This window comes from Nonomuraea sp. CA-143628 (assembly GCF_050942315.1).
Taxonomy (GTDB): domain Bacteria; phylum Actinomycetota; class Actinomycetes; order Streptosporangiales; family Streptosporangiaceae; genus Nonomuraea.
In genome coordinates this window covers 12,199,752-12,214,161 of the sequence record NZ_CP192072.1, presented here as the reverse complement: position 1 = coordinate 12,214,161, position 14,410 = coordinate 12,199,752, and the positions used below count along the sequence as shown (strand labels likewise).

The following is a 14,410-nucleotide window of genomic DNA, read 5'->3' as shown; positions in this document are numbered from 1 at the left end:
GCGGGTCGTCAGTCGTTGGTGAGGCGGCGTTCCAGGGCCTGGGAGGTCTGGTCGCGGAAGGCGCCGCTGACCTTGCCGAGTGTCTTCTCCTTGGTGCCGGGCGTGTGGCCATCGGCGTACGTGGCGTAGCTGAAGACGATGTAGCGGCCCCAGACCAGCCCCGCGGCGTAGCCGCCCGCGATCTCCACGCGTTCGCCGCCCGTGCCCGCCGCCGCGGGGAGGCCGCGGAACCAGACGTTGCGGCCGAGGTTCTTGGCCTTGTCGGCGCTCATGGCGGCCTCTTTGGTCGGCAGTACGGCGATGCCGGTCGTCACGGCGTAGCGGCGCTTGGTGTCGACGTACGTCGCTCGTACGATCCGGCTGCACTTCTGCTCGCGCAGCGCGTCGGCGAAGGGACCGGAGGCGGCCTTCTCGCAGCTCCCCGTCATGTCGGTCTTGACCTTGGAGAACACGGCCCCCTCCGCCTCGATCTTCTTCTTCGGGAACGCCTCGGAGAGCGACATCTTGCGCGGGTCGGTCTGCTCGGAGTTGAGGATCGAGGTGGCTGGCACGACCGGGGTCGTGGAGGCATCGGGGCTGACGATGGCCGGGGGTGCCGTCGTCGGCGGTTCCTTGGCGGCCGTCGTGGCGGCGGGTGGTGCCGGGGCGCTCACCGACTTGTAGGCGAAGAAGCCGCCTGTGGCGACGCCGGCCAGGGCGAGCACGCCCAGGGTGATGAAGAGTGTTTTCCGGCCCGCCGGCTTGCCGGGCTGGCCGGTGGCGGGCGGTGTCGCCTGGAAAGGCGACTGTTTGAACGGCCCCTGCCCGTAGGCGGCGGGCGGTGTGGAGCGGTCCTGCGAGGCCGGGACGGGCAGGGCGGCGGTGGGTTTCTGGCCCCATACCTCGAACGGGAGGTCGGGGACGTTGCCCTTCTGTTCGGTCCCGCCAGGGGGGATCGGCGGCCAGACCGGGACGTCGCTCGGCTCGGCCGGGTGTCCGGCGGCGTTCGGGTCGAAGGCGGGCGGCGGGGTGCCCGGGTCGAAGGCGGTTGGTGGGGTGCTGGCGTCGAACGCGTGCGCGTTGGGACCGAAGGCGTGGGGGATCGTCGCGTTGAACCCCGGCGCAGTCGCATTCGGGTCGAAGGCGGGCCCGGTGTTGGGATTGAAGGCGTGGGGGGCCGTCGCGCCGGACGCGGGCGTAGTGGGGTTCGCGTCGAAGGTGGGATCGGTGGTGTTCGGGTCGAAGGCCGGTGGGGCCGCCTCATTGGCGGCGAAGGGGCGGGCGGACGCGCCCCTAGCGTCGTAGGGGGCGGTCAGGTTCGGGTCGGTCTGGTAGTCCTCGGCGTCCTCTGAAGGGTCGGCCTCTTCGTAGTCGGCCGCGGGCTGCCCGAACGTGGGGCCCTTGGTCGTCGGCCCGCCGTACACGGAGCTCTTGGGCGCGGGGTCGCTGTCGCCGGACGTGGGGAGTCCGGGCGGGATGATGCCTCCCGGACGGGTGTCGGCGTCGTCCGGTGGCGAGCTGTCCGATGGGACGTTCCAGGGCGATGACACGTCGTCGGAATCCGGCTCCACGGCGAGCTCGCCCGTGGCGGCGGGCCAGGGCGGCATGGCGGGCGGGTCGGAGACGGGGGCGGGCCATACCTGCATGCCCGCGGCCGCCGCGGTGAAGGCCGGTGGCGGCTCCCACGACGGCGCACCGGGCACCACGGGGTCGACCGCCCAGGTGGCGGGCTCCTCGGGGGCCCAGGTCGCGGGCTCCTCAGGGATGGGTGCGGGCCAGGCACCGGACGCCGGAGACCATCCGGCGCCGGGCTGGCCGGGAGCCGGGGCGTCCTGTCCCGGTTCGGCGCGCGGCCACGAGGGCTGGGGGCCGGAGGTCGGACTGCCCGATTCGGACTCGGCGGACTGCCATGGAGGCTGAGCGCCCGGCCCGCCGGGGTGTGACGGAGGCTGAGCGCCTGGTCCGGCGGGATGTGACGGAGCGCCTGGGCTTTGCGACGGAAGCTGGGCGCCTGGTCGCGGGGTCTGCGACGGAGGCTGGGCGCTCTGTCCCGGAGCGGTGGGCGGCCGTGCGGATGCGGAGCCGGCGGGCGGAGTGCCCGCGGCGGGAGGTCGCGGAGACGGGGACGGGGTGCCGGGCTGGGCGCCGAGGTTGCGGGGCAGGCGGCCGCGCATGGGGCGGGGCGGGCCCTGAGGGTCGGCGAACCAGTCGTACGGCGTGGCGTCGTCGCCCGCCACCTCCCACGGCTGCGCGCCGGGGAAGGCCGGCAGGCCGGGAAGGTCGGACTGGTCCTCGGCCGAGGCCGGGTCCGACGGCTGTGGTTCGAACGGCTGCCACTCGGACGGCGAGTCGAAGGCCGATGCCCCGGTCACCGTCTGCTCGGCATCCGATGGCGCCCCCGGGAAAGCGGGCAGCATGTCATGACCGGCATCGTCATAATCGGCACTCCCGTAAGCGGCGCTGTCAGAGCCGGAGTCAGCGCCCGCGCCGGGCTCCGGTGGCGATGCTGGAGTAGCTCCGGGCGCCTCGTGAGACGCCCGTGACTCGGGATATTGAAGGGGCTGGCCGAAGCTCGGCGGTGGCGTCGCCGGTGCGGCCGAGCCGTCAGATTCCCTACGATCGTTGTCAGACCCAGGTTCCTGGCCACGCATAAGGGGGAGCCTAGCGAGAGTCGCGAGATCGTTATGCCGGTATGGGCGTTCCCGACTGGATCATCGATGCCGTTTGGGTACCTATGAAAAGGTTTGAGGCTTTCAGGTGCCCGGGTGGCCGGTCAGCGTGCGGGAGTCAAGGGCCTTGAAGACGGTGGCCTTGGTGATGTCGTCGACCGCCTGGAAGAGCTTCTTCTGCCCCTTCTTGTCGGGCTTGCTGCCGTCCTTGTTCTGGAACCAGATCATGACGGCGTAGTGGCCGTGCATCCACATCTGGGTGCCGCCGCTGCCGGTGCCGAGGCTCTTGGTGAGTGAGTCCTTGCCGGCCAGCGGCTTGACGTAGTCGGTCTTGCTGCCGACCGACTGCACCTTGGTCGCGGTCTTGCTGGACTTGAGGTTGGCCACGCCGACCGTGCCCATCAGCTTGCCGGCCTTGTCGCGGAAGCTCGCGCGGATGATCTGCGTACACTTGCCGGCCTTCAGGGCCTTCTGCAGCTTGTCGCCGACGGCTCCGTCGGAGCACTTCTTGACCTTGCTGGTTACGGTCATCGTGTACGAGCGGCCGCCGACGGCGATCTTCTTGGTCGCGAACAGCTCCTTGACCGTGAGCGGCTCGGGGTCGGTCTTGCGCTCGGCCGCGTAGCTGTACTTGCCGGGAGGCGAGGACGGCAGCGGCGCGGAGGTGCGGCGGGCCGCCTGGGTCTCGGCCTGGTCGGAGCCGCCTGACTTGAACATCACCACGAGGCCCGCGACGAACAGGCCGAGCACCGCGACGCCGCCGAGCGTGAACCAGAGCGGCCCACGCGAGCGTTTGCCCTCGTCGTAAGGGCTCCACGTCGTGCTGCGGCGCGCCGGTTCGGCGACCGGCTCGGCCGCGGCCGGTTCCTTGGCCCTGCGACCGGTGGCGGCCCCGATCGGTTCGAAGGGGTTGCGGGAGCCGCCGGCTTCGGCCGTGTCACGGGCCCTGCGAGAACGGCGGGGAGTGCTCTCCGTGCTGGTGTCACGTTCGTCGGGAAAACCCATGCGGCGACATTACCGTGAAGTGGTCATGAGTAACCGAAGTCCTGCGTCCACCACGGACCGCCGGCCCCGGCCACCACGCCGACGCCGATGGACTCGATGCGGCAGTTGAGGATGTTCTGGCGGTGGTCCTTGCTGTTGAGCCAGCCGCGGACCGCCTCTTCGGGAGAGGTGTAGCCGCGCCCGATGTTCTCGGCGGCGCCCGCGCGGTATCCGGCGCGCTCCATCCGGTCCCACGGCGAGGAGCCGTCGGGGGAGTCGTGGGTGAAGCGGCCGCTGCTCGCCATCTCAAGGGAGTGCGCGCGGGCGGAGAGGGTCAGCCTCGCGTCGGTCCGGAGGCGGCCGCAGCCGCGCTTGAGCCTGGCGGCGTTGGTGAGGCTGACGACCTTGGCCGCCATCGCCGGCGACATCTCGGTGGTCTGCTCGCCGAGCACCCGCGTGGGGTCTTCGGCGGTGTAGCCGGGCACCATGTTGCCGTCCGGGCTCTTGGTGGGCTTGGTCCTGACGCTGCCGCGCGGGACCCCGGCGGTGCTCTCCCTGGGGATGCGGCCCGCGTACGGCAGCGCCTTCTTGGCGGTGGGCGTGACCGTGGGCTTGGCCTTGGCTGCGGCGGCGGGTGGGGCCGTCTCGTTGAGGTAGATGTGGCCGGTTTCTTCGACGTTGTCCGTCAACCGCCCGATCAGCACACCCGTGAACAGAACCGCCATAAGACAGGCGAGCACCCCCAGATGGTTCCGGCGCCGTGCGCTCCGCTGGGTGTGCCGGGTGAGAGAGGTGTGCCACATGCCACACCCAACGATAGAGATGTCTGGTCCTGGGAAAGAAGGGATCCCAGGGAACCGAAATCGAACCGTTCTGTGTCAGGTAGACTGATCGCAGGTTACCGGTCTTTTGACCAGCACCCTTAAATGCGGGTAGCCTAATCAATCGTTGTGTGCATAGGTCCAGCGCGACCGATGCGCGGCGCGTCCGGCGTCATCTCCCATCATCGAGCCCATCGGGCCCGGGAGACGGAAGGTCCGGGCCGTCGTGTGCCCGCACCGACCGACCCTAGAGCTGTCGCTTCCCGACAGCGCCGAAGACGCGAGCATAAAGAAGGCTACGACCGTGCGCACGTACTCACCGAAGCCCGCCGACGTTCAGCGTCAGTGGTACGTCATCGACGCGACCGATGTCGTGCTGGGCCGGCTGGCCAGCCACGTCGCGAACCTGCTCCGCGGCAAGCACAAGCCGATCTTCGCCAACCACGTCGACACCGGCGACTTCGTCGTCATCATCAACGCGGACAAGATCGCGCTCACCGGCAACAAGCGTGAGCAGAAGAAGGCCTACCGCCACTCGGGTTACCCGGGCGGTCTGCGTTCCGTCAGTTATGGCGAGCTCATGGACAAGCGCCCGGACAAGGCCGTCGAGAAGGCCGTCAAGGGCATGCTGCCGAAGAACTCCCTCGGCCGGAAGATGGCCAAGAAGCTGAAGGTCTACGCGGGGTCCGAGCACCCGCACCAGGCCCAGCAGCCGGTGCCGTTCGAGATCACCCAGATCGCCCAGTAGCAGACCGAAAGATTTAGAGGAGAACCGTGGCTGAGCCCACCGGTGTCGAGACGGCCGTCGAGGCCGAGGTGGAAGACTTCTCCGGCGAGGAGTTCCCTTCCGAGTACACCACCGAGTCCACCGCCAGCGCTGACGCTCCCGTGCGCAAGCCCGTCACCACGGGCAACTCGTACGGCACCGGTCGCCGTAAGGAGGCGATCGCCCGCGTGCGCATCGTCCCCGGCACCGGCAAGTGGACGATCAACGGTCGTTCGCTGGACGTCTACTTCCCCAACAAGGTCCACCAGCAGATCGTCAACGAGCCCTTCGTGGTGCTCGGCGCCGAGGAGGCGTTCGACGTCATCGCGCGCATCGACGGTGGCGGCGTGACCGGCCAGGCCGGCGCGCTGCGCATGGGCCTGTCCCGTGCGCTGGCGATCCTTGATGTCGAGACCAACCGAGCGCCTCTGAAGAAGGCCGGCTTCCTCACCCGTGACGCCCGCGCCACGGAGCGGAAGAAGTACGGCCTCAAGAAGGCCCGTAAGGCTCCGCAGTACAGCAAGCGCTAAATTGGCGCGTCTTTTCGGCACCGACGGGGTTCGTGGGGTCGCTGGTCGCGACCTCACGGCGGAGCTCGCCATGGACCTCTCGGTCGCGGCGGCTCACGTCCTCGGCGATGCGGGCGCGTTCACGGCCACAGGACGTCGTCCTGTGGCCGTCGTAGGCCGGGACCCGCGTGCCTCGGGGGAGTTCCTCGAGGCCGCAGTGGTCGCCGGCCTTGCGTCGTCCGGAGTGGATGTGCTGCGCCTCGGCGTGCTGCCCACCCCGGCCGTCGCCTACCTCACCGCCGCGCTCGGCGCCGACCTCGGCGTCATGCTGTCGGCGTCGCACAACGCGGCACCGGACAACGGCATCAAGTTCCTGGCCCGGGGCGGCTTCAAGCTGTCCGACGCGGTCGAGGACGAGATCGAGCGGCGGCTCGGCGAGGACTGGACCTTCCCCGTCGGCTCCGCCGTGGGCCGGGTGCGTGACGCCTACGGTGAGGCCGACCGCTACATCTCCCATGTGCTGGCCACGGTCAGTGGCCGGCTCGACGGCCTCGACATCGTCGTGGACTGCGCCCACGGCGCCGCCCACATGGTCGCGCCCGAGGCGCTGGTGCGATCCGGAGCCAGGGTGGAGGCCATCGGCGCGCGGCCCGACGGCCTCAACATCAACGCCGGCTACGGCTCGACCCACCTGCCCAAGCTGCAGCAGGTCGTCGTCTCGCGCGGCGCCGACCTCGGCATCGCCTACGACGGCGACGCCGACCGCTGCCTGGCGGTCGACCACACCGGCGCGATCATCGACGGCGACCAGATCATGGCGATCCTCGCCGCCGACATGCACGCCGAGGGCACGCTGGCCAAGGACACCGTGGTCGCGACCGTGATGTCCAACCTGGGCTTCAAGCTGGCCATGCGCGAGGCGGGCATCAACGTCGTGGAGACGGCGGTGGGCGACCGCTATGTGCTGGAGCGCATGAAGTCCGACGGCTACAACCTGGGCGGCGAGCAGTCGGGGCACGTCATCATGCTCGACCACGCCACCACCGGAGACGGCCTGCTCACCTCGCTGCACCTGCTCTCGGTCGTGGCCAGGTCGGGCAAGTCGCTGCGCGAGCTGGCCGCGGTGATGACGCCGCTGCCGCAGATCCTGATCAACGTCAAGGACGTGGACCGGGGCAAGGCGTCGGTGCCCGAGCTCACCGAGGCCGTGGCGCTGGCGGAGAAGGAGCTGGGTGAGACGGGCCGGGTGCTCATCAGGCCCAGCGGCACCGAGCCGATGATCCGCGTGATGGTCGAGGCCTCGTCCGAGGAGCACGCCTCCGAGGTCGCCGGCCGGCTGGCCGACGTGGTCCGGGCCGCCTGCGTCTGAGGCTTTTCCGGTGAGGGGCACGGCGGCGCCGTGCCCCTCACGCGTATCCTGCGGCTGGTGAGCGTGACTGTGCTGATCACCGGTGGGCGGGCGCCCGTGGCGCTGGACCTGGCCAGGAAGTTCGCCAGGTCGGGTGCGCGGGTCGTGGTGGCCGAGAGCTCGCGGGCGCAGCTCTGCGCGCGGTCCTCGGCCGTGGCGGTGAGCCATCGGGTGCCGCCGCCCAACCGGGCGCCCGAGGCGTTCGCCGACGCGCTGGCCGACATCGTCAAGCTGGAGGGCGTGCGGCTGGTCGTACCCACCTGCGAGGAGATCTTCTGGGTGGCCCGGGGGCGCAAGCGGCTGCACTGCGACGTGCTGGCCGAGCCGCTCGGGACGCTGCGGGCATTGCACAGCAAGTGGGAGTTCGTTCAGCTGGCGAAGGGGTTCGGGCTGCCGGTGCCCGAGACGGCGCTGGTGACGTCGCAGGCCGACCTGGCCGGGATTCGGCGCCCGTTCATCCTGAAGCCTGTTTTTTCGCGCTTTGGTACGAAAGTGCGGGTTGTGCGGGGAAATATCGCGTTAAGGGTGGGCGAAGGGCCCTGGGTGGCCCAAGAGCCGCTCGGCGGGCAGCAGATCTGCACCTACTCCGTGGCGATGAAGGGGCGATTGGTGGCTCATGCCGCCTACGCGGTGGAGTTCACGGCTTCTGGGGCTTGTGTGAGTTTCGAGCCGGTGGAGCATGCCGAGGTGGACGCCTGGGTGACGGAGTTCGTCGCGCGGGTCGGATTCAGCGGGCAGATCGCCTTCGACTTCATGGTCGGCGACCGGGTGCTGCCGATGGAGTGCAATCCACGGGCCACCAGCGGGGTCCATCTGCTGGGCGATGAGCTGGCCGGGGTGCTGCTCGGTGACGTACCCGACCGGCCGCTGCGGCCCGCGCCGGGCACGCGGGCGATGATCGGGCTGGCGATGCTGGGCTTCGGGCTGGCGGGAGTACGCTCCTGGCCGGAACTGCGCCGGTGGGTGAGCGTGGTGGCCACCGCCGACGACGTGATCGCGGTGGAAGGGGACCGGGGGCCGTTCCTGGCGCAGTTCGAGGTGCTCTGGGAGAACTGGATCCGCTCGTTGTGGACACGGCGGTCACTGATCGAGTGCTCGACGTACGACATCGAGTGGGACGGCCGGTGAAGGCCGAGCTGTTCACGAAGGACACCCTCGGCGAGCTGCCCTGGCCCGACACCGAGGACGGCGCCTACGCGCGTGACTACCTGGTGCCGCTGGTCGAGCACGGGACCGAGGCGTTCGTCACCAATGTGGCCACGACCTACGGGGTGCTGCTCGTGGACGGGCGCATTGTCCTGCCGGTGTCGGTCAATGACGGTGAGCAGGGCAACGCGTGGGTGTGCTCGCCGTACACGCACTATGTGACCTATGCCGGTGAAGAGCTGCGCGTGCTCGACAGCGGAGTGCTGCGCGCGGTGCTGGCGGCGGCGCTGGCCGCGCTGGGCGCGCTGTGCCGGTGGGCGGAGCTGGACCGGGTGGTGCTGGTCAACAACTGGCTGCTGTCCACGAACCTCTATCCGGCCATCGAGCCCGCCCATGAGCGGGCCGCCATCCGTTTCCTGCGGGAGCGGTTCCCAGGGCACGCCGTCGGGTTCTGCTCGGTGAACCGGCGGATCGACGGCTGTGTGATGGTGCCGGGGCGACGGATCTACCTGGTGCGGCCGGGGGAGCAGGAGGCCCGGCATCGCAAGCGATGGCGGCGCGACCTGCGGCTGGTCGGGCGCAGAGGGTATGAGGTGGTGCGGCCGGGCGAGGGTGACGCGGCTCGGGTGGTCGAGCTTTATGACCTGCTTTATCTGGATAAATACTCACGGAACAATCCGCAGTTCACCGAGCGGTTCGTGCGCGAGACCATGCGGGCGGGGACGATCACCTACTGGGCGCTGGCCAAGGACGGGCGGATCGACGGGGTGCTCGGCTACTTCCACCGCGACGGGACGCTGACCACGCCGATCTTCGGCTATGACACCGCGCTGCCGCAGGGGATCGGGCTGTACCGGATGCTGAGCGCGCTGGTCTACCAGATCGCTGTGGACGAAGGGCTGTCGGTCAACGACAGTGCGGGTGCGGGGGAGTTCAAGCGGCTGCGTGGGGCGGTGCCGGAGATCGAGTATCGGGCCGTATATGTCGGGCATCTGCCGTGGCGGCGGCGTACGGGGTGGGTGGTGCTGGCCTGGCTGCTCGACCGGGTCGCGGTGCCGGTCATGCGGCGTTACGAGCTTTGAGGGCTTTGATGGCTTTTGAGGGAGTGGGATGCGGAGTGATCTGCTGGCTCAGGTGTTCGACGCCTGCGAGCGTACGCCCCGGGCGACGGCGATCGTGGGCGCGCGCGGGCGCGAGCTGACGTTCGGCGGGCTGCGCGAGCGGGCGCTGCGCATCCGTGACCGGCTGGTGGCGGAGGGGCTCGGGCGCGACGACGGCGTGCTGTACGCCGTCGAGCCCTCGCCGGACGCCATAGCCGTGGCGCTGGGCGTGGTCGCCGCGGGCGGGGTGCTGGTGCTGGCCGATCCCGGTCTCGCGCCGGAGATCCTGCGGGCCCGGCTCCGGCTGGCCCGGCCGCGCTGGGTGGTGGCGGGGTCGCTGCTGTACGCGATCACGTCGTTCGCGCCGCTGCGCGCGCTGGCCAGGCGCCGGGGCGTGCTCCTGCCCGGCCTGCGCGATCCGCTGCCGGAGCTGGAACTGCGCCACGCCTACACCGGCCGATGGCTGCCCGGCGTGCCCAGAGCGGCGTTACGGTTACGCGGCCTGGACGGTCCGATGCCGACGACCGACGCGAGTCGGGGTGAGGTGGATGATCCGGCGGCGGTGATCTTCACCTCCGGCACGACCGCGCACCCCAGGGCCGTCGTCCACACCCGCGCGTCCCTCGCCGCCGGGCTGGAGATCTTCAGGGACCGCTTCCCCGTCGAGCCCGGCGACGTCGTCCACACCGACGGCCTCATGCTCGGCCTGCCCGCGCTCATCGGCGGCGCCACCTGGTCGATGCCCGGCCCGGCCAAGCTGATCTTCGAGCGCCGGGTGACCCACCTGTACTGTGTGCCCGTGGAGCTGGCCGGGCTCGTAGCCCAGGTGGAACGGCTCCCGGAGAGCCTGCGCCACCTGCTGCTCGGCTCGGCTCCCGCGCCGCCGGCCGTACTGCGGAAGGCGATCGCCGCCGCGCCCGGCGCGGAGGTGCTGAGCGTGTACGCGATGACGGAGGCGCTGCCGATCGCACTGGCGAGCGCGGCCGAGAAGCTGGCCTGCGCCGAGGGAGACCTGCTCGGCGCGCCGCTGCCGGGAGTCGGCGTGCGGTTCACCGAGGACCAGGAACTGGTCGTCAGCGGCCCGCACGTGGCGCGCGGCTACCTGGGCGAGCCGCCGCACGACGAGGTGGCCACCGGCGACCTGGTCCGCCTGGACGGACAGGGCCGCCTCGTCCTGCTCGGCCGGAAGAAGGACATGATCCTTCGCGATGGGTTCAACATCTACCCGAGTCTGTACGAACCGGCCATCGCCGCGCTGCCCGGCGTGGCCGACGCGGCCATCGTCGGCCTGGCCGATCCGGTCACCGGGGACGAGGAGGTCGTACTGGCGCTGGTGCCCGGCGACGGCTTCCAGGAGGCGGTGGTACGCGCCCGGCTGCCCGCGCTGGTCGACGCGGGCGCGCTGCCCGACCGGATCGCGGTGCTCCCGGACTTCCCGCGATCCAGCAGGCGCAAGCTCGACCGGGCGACGTTACGCGCGGCCATCGGCCGCCCGTGAGCTGTTCGTCACCTGCGGGCGCCGCCCGTGAGTGACGCGCTCGTGAGCGCCGCCCGTGAGTGACGCCCGTGAGCGAGGAGTTATTCGTCGCCCGTCAGCGTGAAGACCCGCAGTCGTTGTCCCGCCAAGAGCACCGCGCCCAGCGTCACGATGATCAGCGCCGGTACGGCGAAGCCGAGCGTCACGTTGGCCGTCAGGAACGGGGTGTCGGAGATCTGGTCGGCGATCGACTTGGCCCACTGCTGGATAGAGAACTTCTGCGCCCCCGGTACGAACGTGCCGACCAGCGTCTCCCACAGCAGCGCGTAGATGATCCCGACCGTGACCGCGTGGCGGGTCAAGATGCCGAGCAGCAGGAACACCGCCGCGTAGGCGATGCCCGCGACCAGCGCGCCGAGCGCGAAGCCCGCCGCGAGACCGTCCTCGTTGCCCACCAGCAGCCAGGCCGCGAAGTACGTCGGGACCGCTGAGAACACCGCCAGCAGCGAGGCGGCTACCAGGAACTTCGTCTGGGCGATGACCGGCCGGGAGATCGGCTTGGACATCAGGTGGATGATCGTGCCATCGTCGATCTCCGGGGCGATCACCCCGGTCCCCGCGATGAGGCCGAGCAGCGGGAGCATCGTGCCGATGGCGAACTTGTCCATCAGCAGCGCGGCCGAGCGCGGGTCGTAGCCGGCGAACACCCGCAGCATGACGGCCAGCCCGATCAGCGCCAGCGGCAGCATAAGCAGAAGGAAGATCCTCCGCCTGCCGAGCAACGCCCGGTAAGTGATACCGGCAACGACCGGATTCATTGCCTCACCCCATCGGTCGCCGGGATCCGGTGTCTTCCTCGCGGGTTCATCACGTGCTCCGGTTGATCAGGTAGGCGAAGACGCTCTCCAGGTCCTCGTCGGCGGGGGAGACCTCGTGCAGGCGGATCCCTTCGGTGCGGGCGACGCGCGGTAGCAGCCACGCGAAGCGCCGGAACTCGACCGCCTGGACCTCCAGCCCGCCCGCGCCGAGCGAGACGCCGCCCGCCGAGTTGTCGAGCATCAGGGCGGCGGCGAGCTTCCTGTCGTCGCTCGACCGGATCCTGAACAGGTGCGGCCGGTCGGTCATCAGCCGGCGGATCTCGCGGAAGTTGCCCGAGGCGGCGTGCCGGCCCGCGACCAGTACCTCGATCTGCTGGGCGACCCGCTCGACCTCCTCCAGGATGTGCGAGCTGAACAGGATGGTCTTGCCCGCCGTGCCCATCGAGCGGATCAGGTCCATCAGGTGCAGCCGCTGGCGCGGGTCCATGCCGTTGAACGGCTCGTCGAGCAGCAGCACCGGCGGGTCGTGGACGAGCGCGGCGGCGACCTTCACCCGCTGGCGCATGCCCTTGGAGTAGGTCTCGACGCGGCGGTCCTTGGGCTCCTCCATCTCGACCGTGGCCAGTGCCTTGCGGGCGGCCTCGATCGGGTCGGGCAGACCGTGGAGCCGGGCGGCGGACAGGACGAACTGCCAGCCGGTGAGGAACCCGTAGACACCCTCCCGTTCAGGAACCAGGCCGATGTTCTTATAGATGTGGTGGTTTTTCCAGATCTGGGTGCCGTCCATCGTCACCGTGCCGCCCGAGGGGGCCAGGAACCCGGCCATCAGGTGCAGCAGCGTCGACTTGCCCGCGCCGTTGGGGCCGAGCAGGCCGGTGACGCCGGGACCGATCGTCATCGTGACGTCGTTGACCGCCACCACGTTGCCGTACCAGCGAGAGACCTGTGCGAGCTCGATGTTCATTGGGCGGCCGCCTTCCGATAACGCGCCGCGAGCGCCGCCAGGCCGATCCCGATGAGCACGACCACGAGGATCGCCGGGACGGGCCCCGGCGGGTAGCTGCCGTCCGGAACGCTGGCCGTGGTGCTGAACAGCCACACCTGTACGGCGTCGACCAGCCAGAACGGGTTGATCATCCAGGCCCAGCCGGCCGTCGTCTCGTTGCCCGACGAGTACAGCGTGGCGAAGATGACCGTGGCGGAGGCCGAGGTGAGCAGGTAGAGGGCGATGACGGAGGCGACGCCGAGCCCGCGCCTGGGCGTCAGCGCGGCGATGGCCAGGCCGAACGAGGACAGCAGGAGCGCGAGCACCAGCGCCATGGCCAGGGCGCCGAAGTACTCTTTGGTCTGCGGCGGCCCGTCCATGTCGATGAGCAGCTCGCCCACGTAGATCAGCGTGAGCGGCACGGCGAGCAGCAGGAACAGCGCCGCGGTCATGGCGATGACCTTGGCGGCCACGTACTCGATGATCGTGACCGGACGTGACAGGTACAGCGGCAGCACCCGGAAGCGCAGGTCGGGCGCGACGACCGTCGGCGCCTGCGCGGCCAGGAAGATCGCCACGACCGTCTGCATGTAGACCGCGAAGCCGCTGTAGGCCATGCCGCGCTGCTTCAACAGGGCCATCATCGCGATCGACACGACCGCGGGCAGCAGCATGATGACGCCCAGGGCGAACGGAATGATCTTGCTGCGCGCCGTACGCCCGAGTCCGAAGACGCCGCGCAGGCTGTGGACGGTGAGCGCGCGCGTCGAGTAGCCGCGGCCGAGTCGCGGTCCGTCGTAATGGCGGTAACCGATGTCATAGATCTCAGACACCCGCGTCGACCTCCTCCCTGAAGACGTCCTCGATGCGGTGGCGGCCCTGTTCGAGCCGGATCAGGCAGAGGTCGAGATCGACGGTCGCGTCACGGATCGCGTCGAACGTCTCCGGTCCGGTCACCTTGACCAGCAGCAGGCGGCCGTGCTGGACGGCGCTGTGGCCGAGCTCGGACAGCCGGTCGGCGAGCGGCTGCGTGCCCTCCTCGACCTCGACCGTGACGGTCTGCGTGGCCTGGGTGAACTCGGCGATCGCGGAGGAGCGCAGCAGCCGGCCCGCGTCGATGACGATCACGTGGTCGCAGATCCGCTCCAGCTCGCCGAGCAGGTGCGAGGTGACGAGCACGCTGATGCCGAAGTCGGTGCCGATGCGCCTGATCAGCGCCAGCATCTCGTCCCGGCCGCGCGGGTCGAGCCCGTTGGTCGGCTCGTCGAGGAAGACCAGTTTGGGGTCGTGCACGAGCGCCTGGGCCAGTTTGACCCGCTGCTTCATGCCGGTGGAGTAGCCGCCGATGGCGCGGTAGCGCTCCTCGGCCAGGCCGACGTGGCGCAGCACGTCGGCGGCGCGCTCGCGGGCGGCCGTACGCGGCAACCCGGACATCTGGGCAAGGTGGACGACCAGCTCGGTGGCGGACACGTCAGGGGGGAGACAGTCGTGCTCGGGCATGTAGCCCACGAACCTGCGGATCTCGGCGCCCTGCGTGGTCACGTCGAGGTCGAGAACCCGCGCGCCGCCCACGGTCGGGGGCAGCAGGCCCAGCAGGATCTTGATCAGCGTCGACTTGCCCGCGCCGTTCGCCCCGACCAGCCCGGTGACACCGGACCCGACGGTGACCGTCAGCTGGTCGAGTGCCGTGACGGTCGGGAAGCGTTTGGTCAGCCCCTCGGTAGCGAGGATGTGCATGGTCCGGACCC

At 70.2% G+C, this 14,410-nt stretch carries 13 protein-coding genes; 6 read left to right on the top strand and 7 right to left on the bottom strand.

Features of this window, described 5'->3' with window-relative positions:
- Positions 1 to 8 precede the first annotated feature (8 nt).
- From ACQP2T_RS55120 to ACQP2T_RS55110, 3 genes are all read right to left on the bottom strand, one after another.
- Positions 9 to 2,396 (bottom strand): hypothetical protein, encoded by a 2,388-nt coding sequence (locus ACQP2T_RS55120; protein ID WP_433512748.1) that lies wholly within the window; start codon positions 2,394 to 2,396, stop codon positions 9 to 11.
- A 336-nt stretch (positions 2,397 to 2,732) separates the two neighbouring features.
- Complete coding sequence (locus tag ACQP2T_RS55115; RefSeq protein WP_433512747.1) at positions 2,733 to 3,653, bottom strand: hypothetical protein; 921 nt, start codon at positions 3,651 to 3,653, stop codon at positions 2,733 to 2,735.
- A 23-nt stretch (positions 3,654 to 3,676) separates the two neighbouring features.
- On the bottom strand, positions 3,677 to 4,435 hold the full coding sequence (locus ACQP2T_RS55110; RefSeq protein WP_433512746.1) for a CAP domain-containing protein: 759 nt from the start codon (positions 4,433 to 4,435) through the stop codon (positions 3,677 to 3,679).
- Between the two features lie 322 nt (positions 4,436 to 4,757).
- Here ACQP2T_RS55110 and rplM point away from each other — a divergent pair, with 322 nt between their 5' ends.
- Genes rplM through ACQP2T_RS55080 form a run of 6 tightly spaced genes read left to right on the top strand, consistent with a single transcriptional unit; the run spans position 4,758 to position 10,880 of the window.
- A complete protein-coding gene (rplM, locus tag ACQP2T_RS55105) occupies positions 4,758 to 5,201 on the top strand; it encodes a 50S ribosomal protein L13 (protein WP_433512745.1) in 444 nt (147 codons plus the stop codon).
- Positions 5,202 to 5,227: 26 nt separating this feature from the next.
- A complete protein-coding gene (gene rpsI, locus ACQP2T_RS55100; RefSeq protein ID WP_433512744.1) occupies positions 5,228 to 5,749 on the top strand; it encodes a 30S ribosomal protein S9 in 522 nt (173 codons plus the stop codon).
- Position 5,750: 1 nt separating this feature from the next.
- Positions 5,751 to 7,097, top strand: coding sequence for a phosphoglucosamine mutase (gene glmM, locus ACQP2T_RS55095; protein WP_433512743.1), 1,347 nt, complete (start codon positions 5,751 to 5,753; stop codon positions 7,095 to 7,097).
- 57 nt (positions 7,098 to 7,154) lie between these two features.
- On the top strand, positions 7,155 to 8,264 hold the full coding sequence (locus ACQP2T_RS55090; RefSeq protein WP_433512742.1) for an ATP-grasp domain-containing protein: 1,110 nt from the start codon (positions 7,155 to 7,157) through the stop codon (positions 8,262 to 8,264).
- Positions 8,261 to 9,364, top strand: coding sequence for a GNAT family N-acetyltransferase (locus tag ACQP2T_RS55085; protein ID WP_433512741.1), 1,104 nt, complete (start codon positions 8,261 to 8,263; stop codon positions 9,362 to 9,364). Before ACQP2T_RS55090 ends, ACQP2T_RS55085 begins: the two co-directional genes overlap by 4 nt.
- Positions 9,365 to 9,392: 28 nt before the next feature.
- Entirely contained in the window at positions 9,393 to 10,880 is a 1,488-nt protein-coding gene (locus ACQP2T_RS55080) for a class I adenylate-forming enzyme family protein (RefSeq protein WP_433512740.1), read from the top strand.
- A gap of 80 nt (positions 10,881 to 10,960) precedes the next feature.
- On the opposite strand, the gene ACQP2T_RS55075 is transcribed toward ACQP2T_RS55080, so the two are convergent.
- Genes ACQP2T_RS55075 through ACQP2T_RS55060 form a run of 4 tightly spaced genes read right to left on the bottom strand, consistent with a single transcriptional unit; the run spans position 10,961 to position 14,399 of the window.
- Positions 10,961 to 11,677, bottom strand: a complete 717-nt coding sequence (locus ACQP2T_RS55075; protein WP_433512739.1) for an ABC transporter permease subunit — start codon at positions 11,675 to 11,677, stop codon at positions 10,961 to 10,963.
- A gap of 49 nt (positions 11,678 to 11,726) precedes the next feature.
- The gene (locus ACQP2T_RS55070) at positions 11,727 to 12,641 is read right to left on the bottom strand and encodes an ABC transporter ATP-binding protein (RefSeq protein WP_363993183.1); all 915 of its coding nucleotides are present in this window, start codon (positions 12,639 to 12,641) and stop codon (positions 11,727 to 11,729) included.
- A complete protein-coding gene (locus tag ACQP2T_RS55065) occupies positions 12,638 to 13,495 on the bottom strand; it encodes an ABC transporter permease (protein WP_433512738.1) in 858 nt (285 codons plus the stop codon). The genes ACQP2T_RS55070 and ACQP2T_RS55065 overlap by 4 nt, the downstream gene beginning before the upstream one ends.
- A complete protein-coding gene (locus tag ACQP2T_RS55060; RefSeq protein WP_433512737.1) occupies positions 13,488 to 14,399 on the bottom strand; it encodes an ABC transporter ATP-binding protein in 912 nt (303 codons plus the stop codon). The genes ACQP2T_RS55065 and ACQP2T_RS55060 overlap by 8 nt, the downstream gene beginning before the upstream one ends.
- Positions 14,400 to 14,410: the final 11 nt, after the last annotated feature.

Coding starts and splice junctions, on each gene's coding strand:
- ACQP2T_RS55115 (WP_433512747.1), bottom strand. CDS start 3,653: ATGGGTTTTCCCGACGAACGTGACACCAGCACGGAGAGCACTCCCCGC.
- ACQP2T_RS55075 (WP_433512739.1), bottom strand. CDS start 11,677: ATGAATCCGGTCGTTGCCGGTATCACTTACCGGGCGTTGCTCGGCAGG.
- ACQP2T_RS55070 (WP_363993183.1), bottom strand. CDS start 12,641: ATGAACATCGAGCTCGCACAGGTCTCTCGCTGGTACGGCAACGTGGTG.
- ACQP2T_RS55120 (WP_433512748.1), bottom strand. CDS start 2,396: ATGCTGCCCGCTTTCCCGGGGGCGCCATCGGATGCCGAGCAGACGGTG.
- ACQP2T_RS55080 (WP_433512740.1), top strand. CDS start 9,393: ATGCGGAGTGATCTGCTGGCTCAGGTGTTCGACGCCTGCGAGCGTACG.
- ACQP2T_RS55060 (WP_433512737.1), bottom strand. CDS start 14,399: ATGCACATCCTCGCTACCGAGGGGCTGACCAAACGCTTCCCGACCGTC.
- ACQP2T_RS55110 (WP_433512746.1), bottom strand. CDS start 4,435: ATGTGGCACACCTCTCTCACCCGGCACACCCAGCGGAGCGCACGGCGC.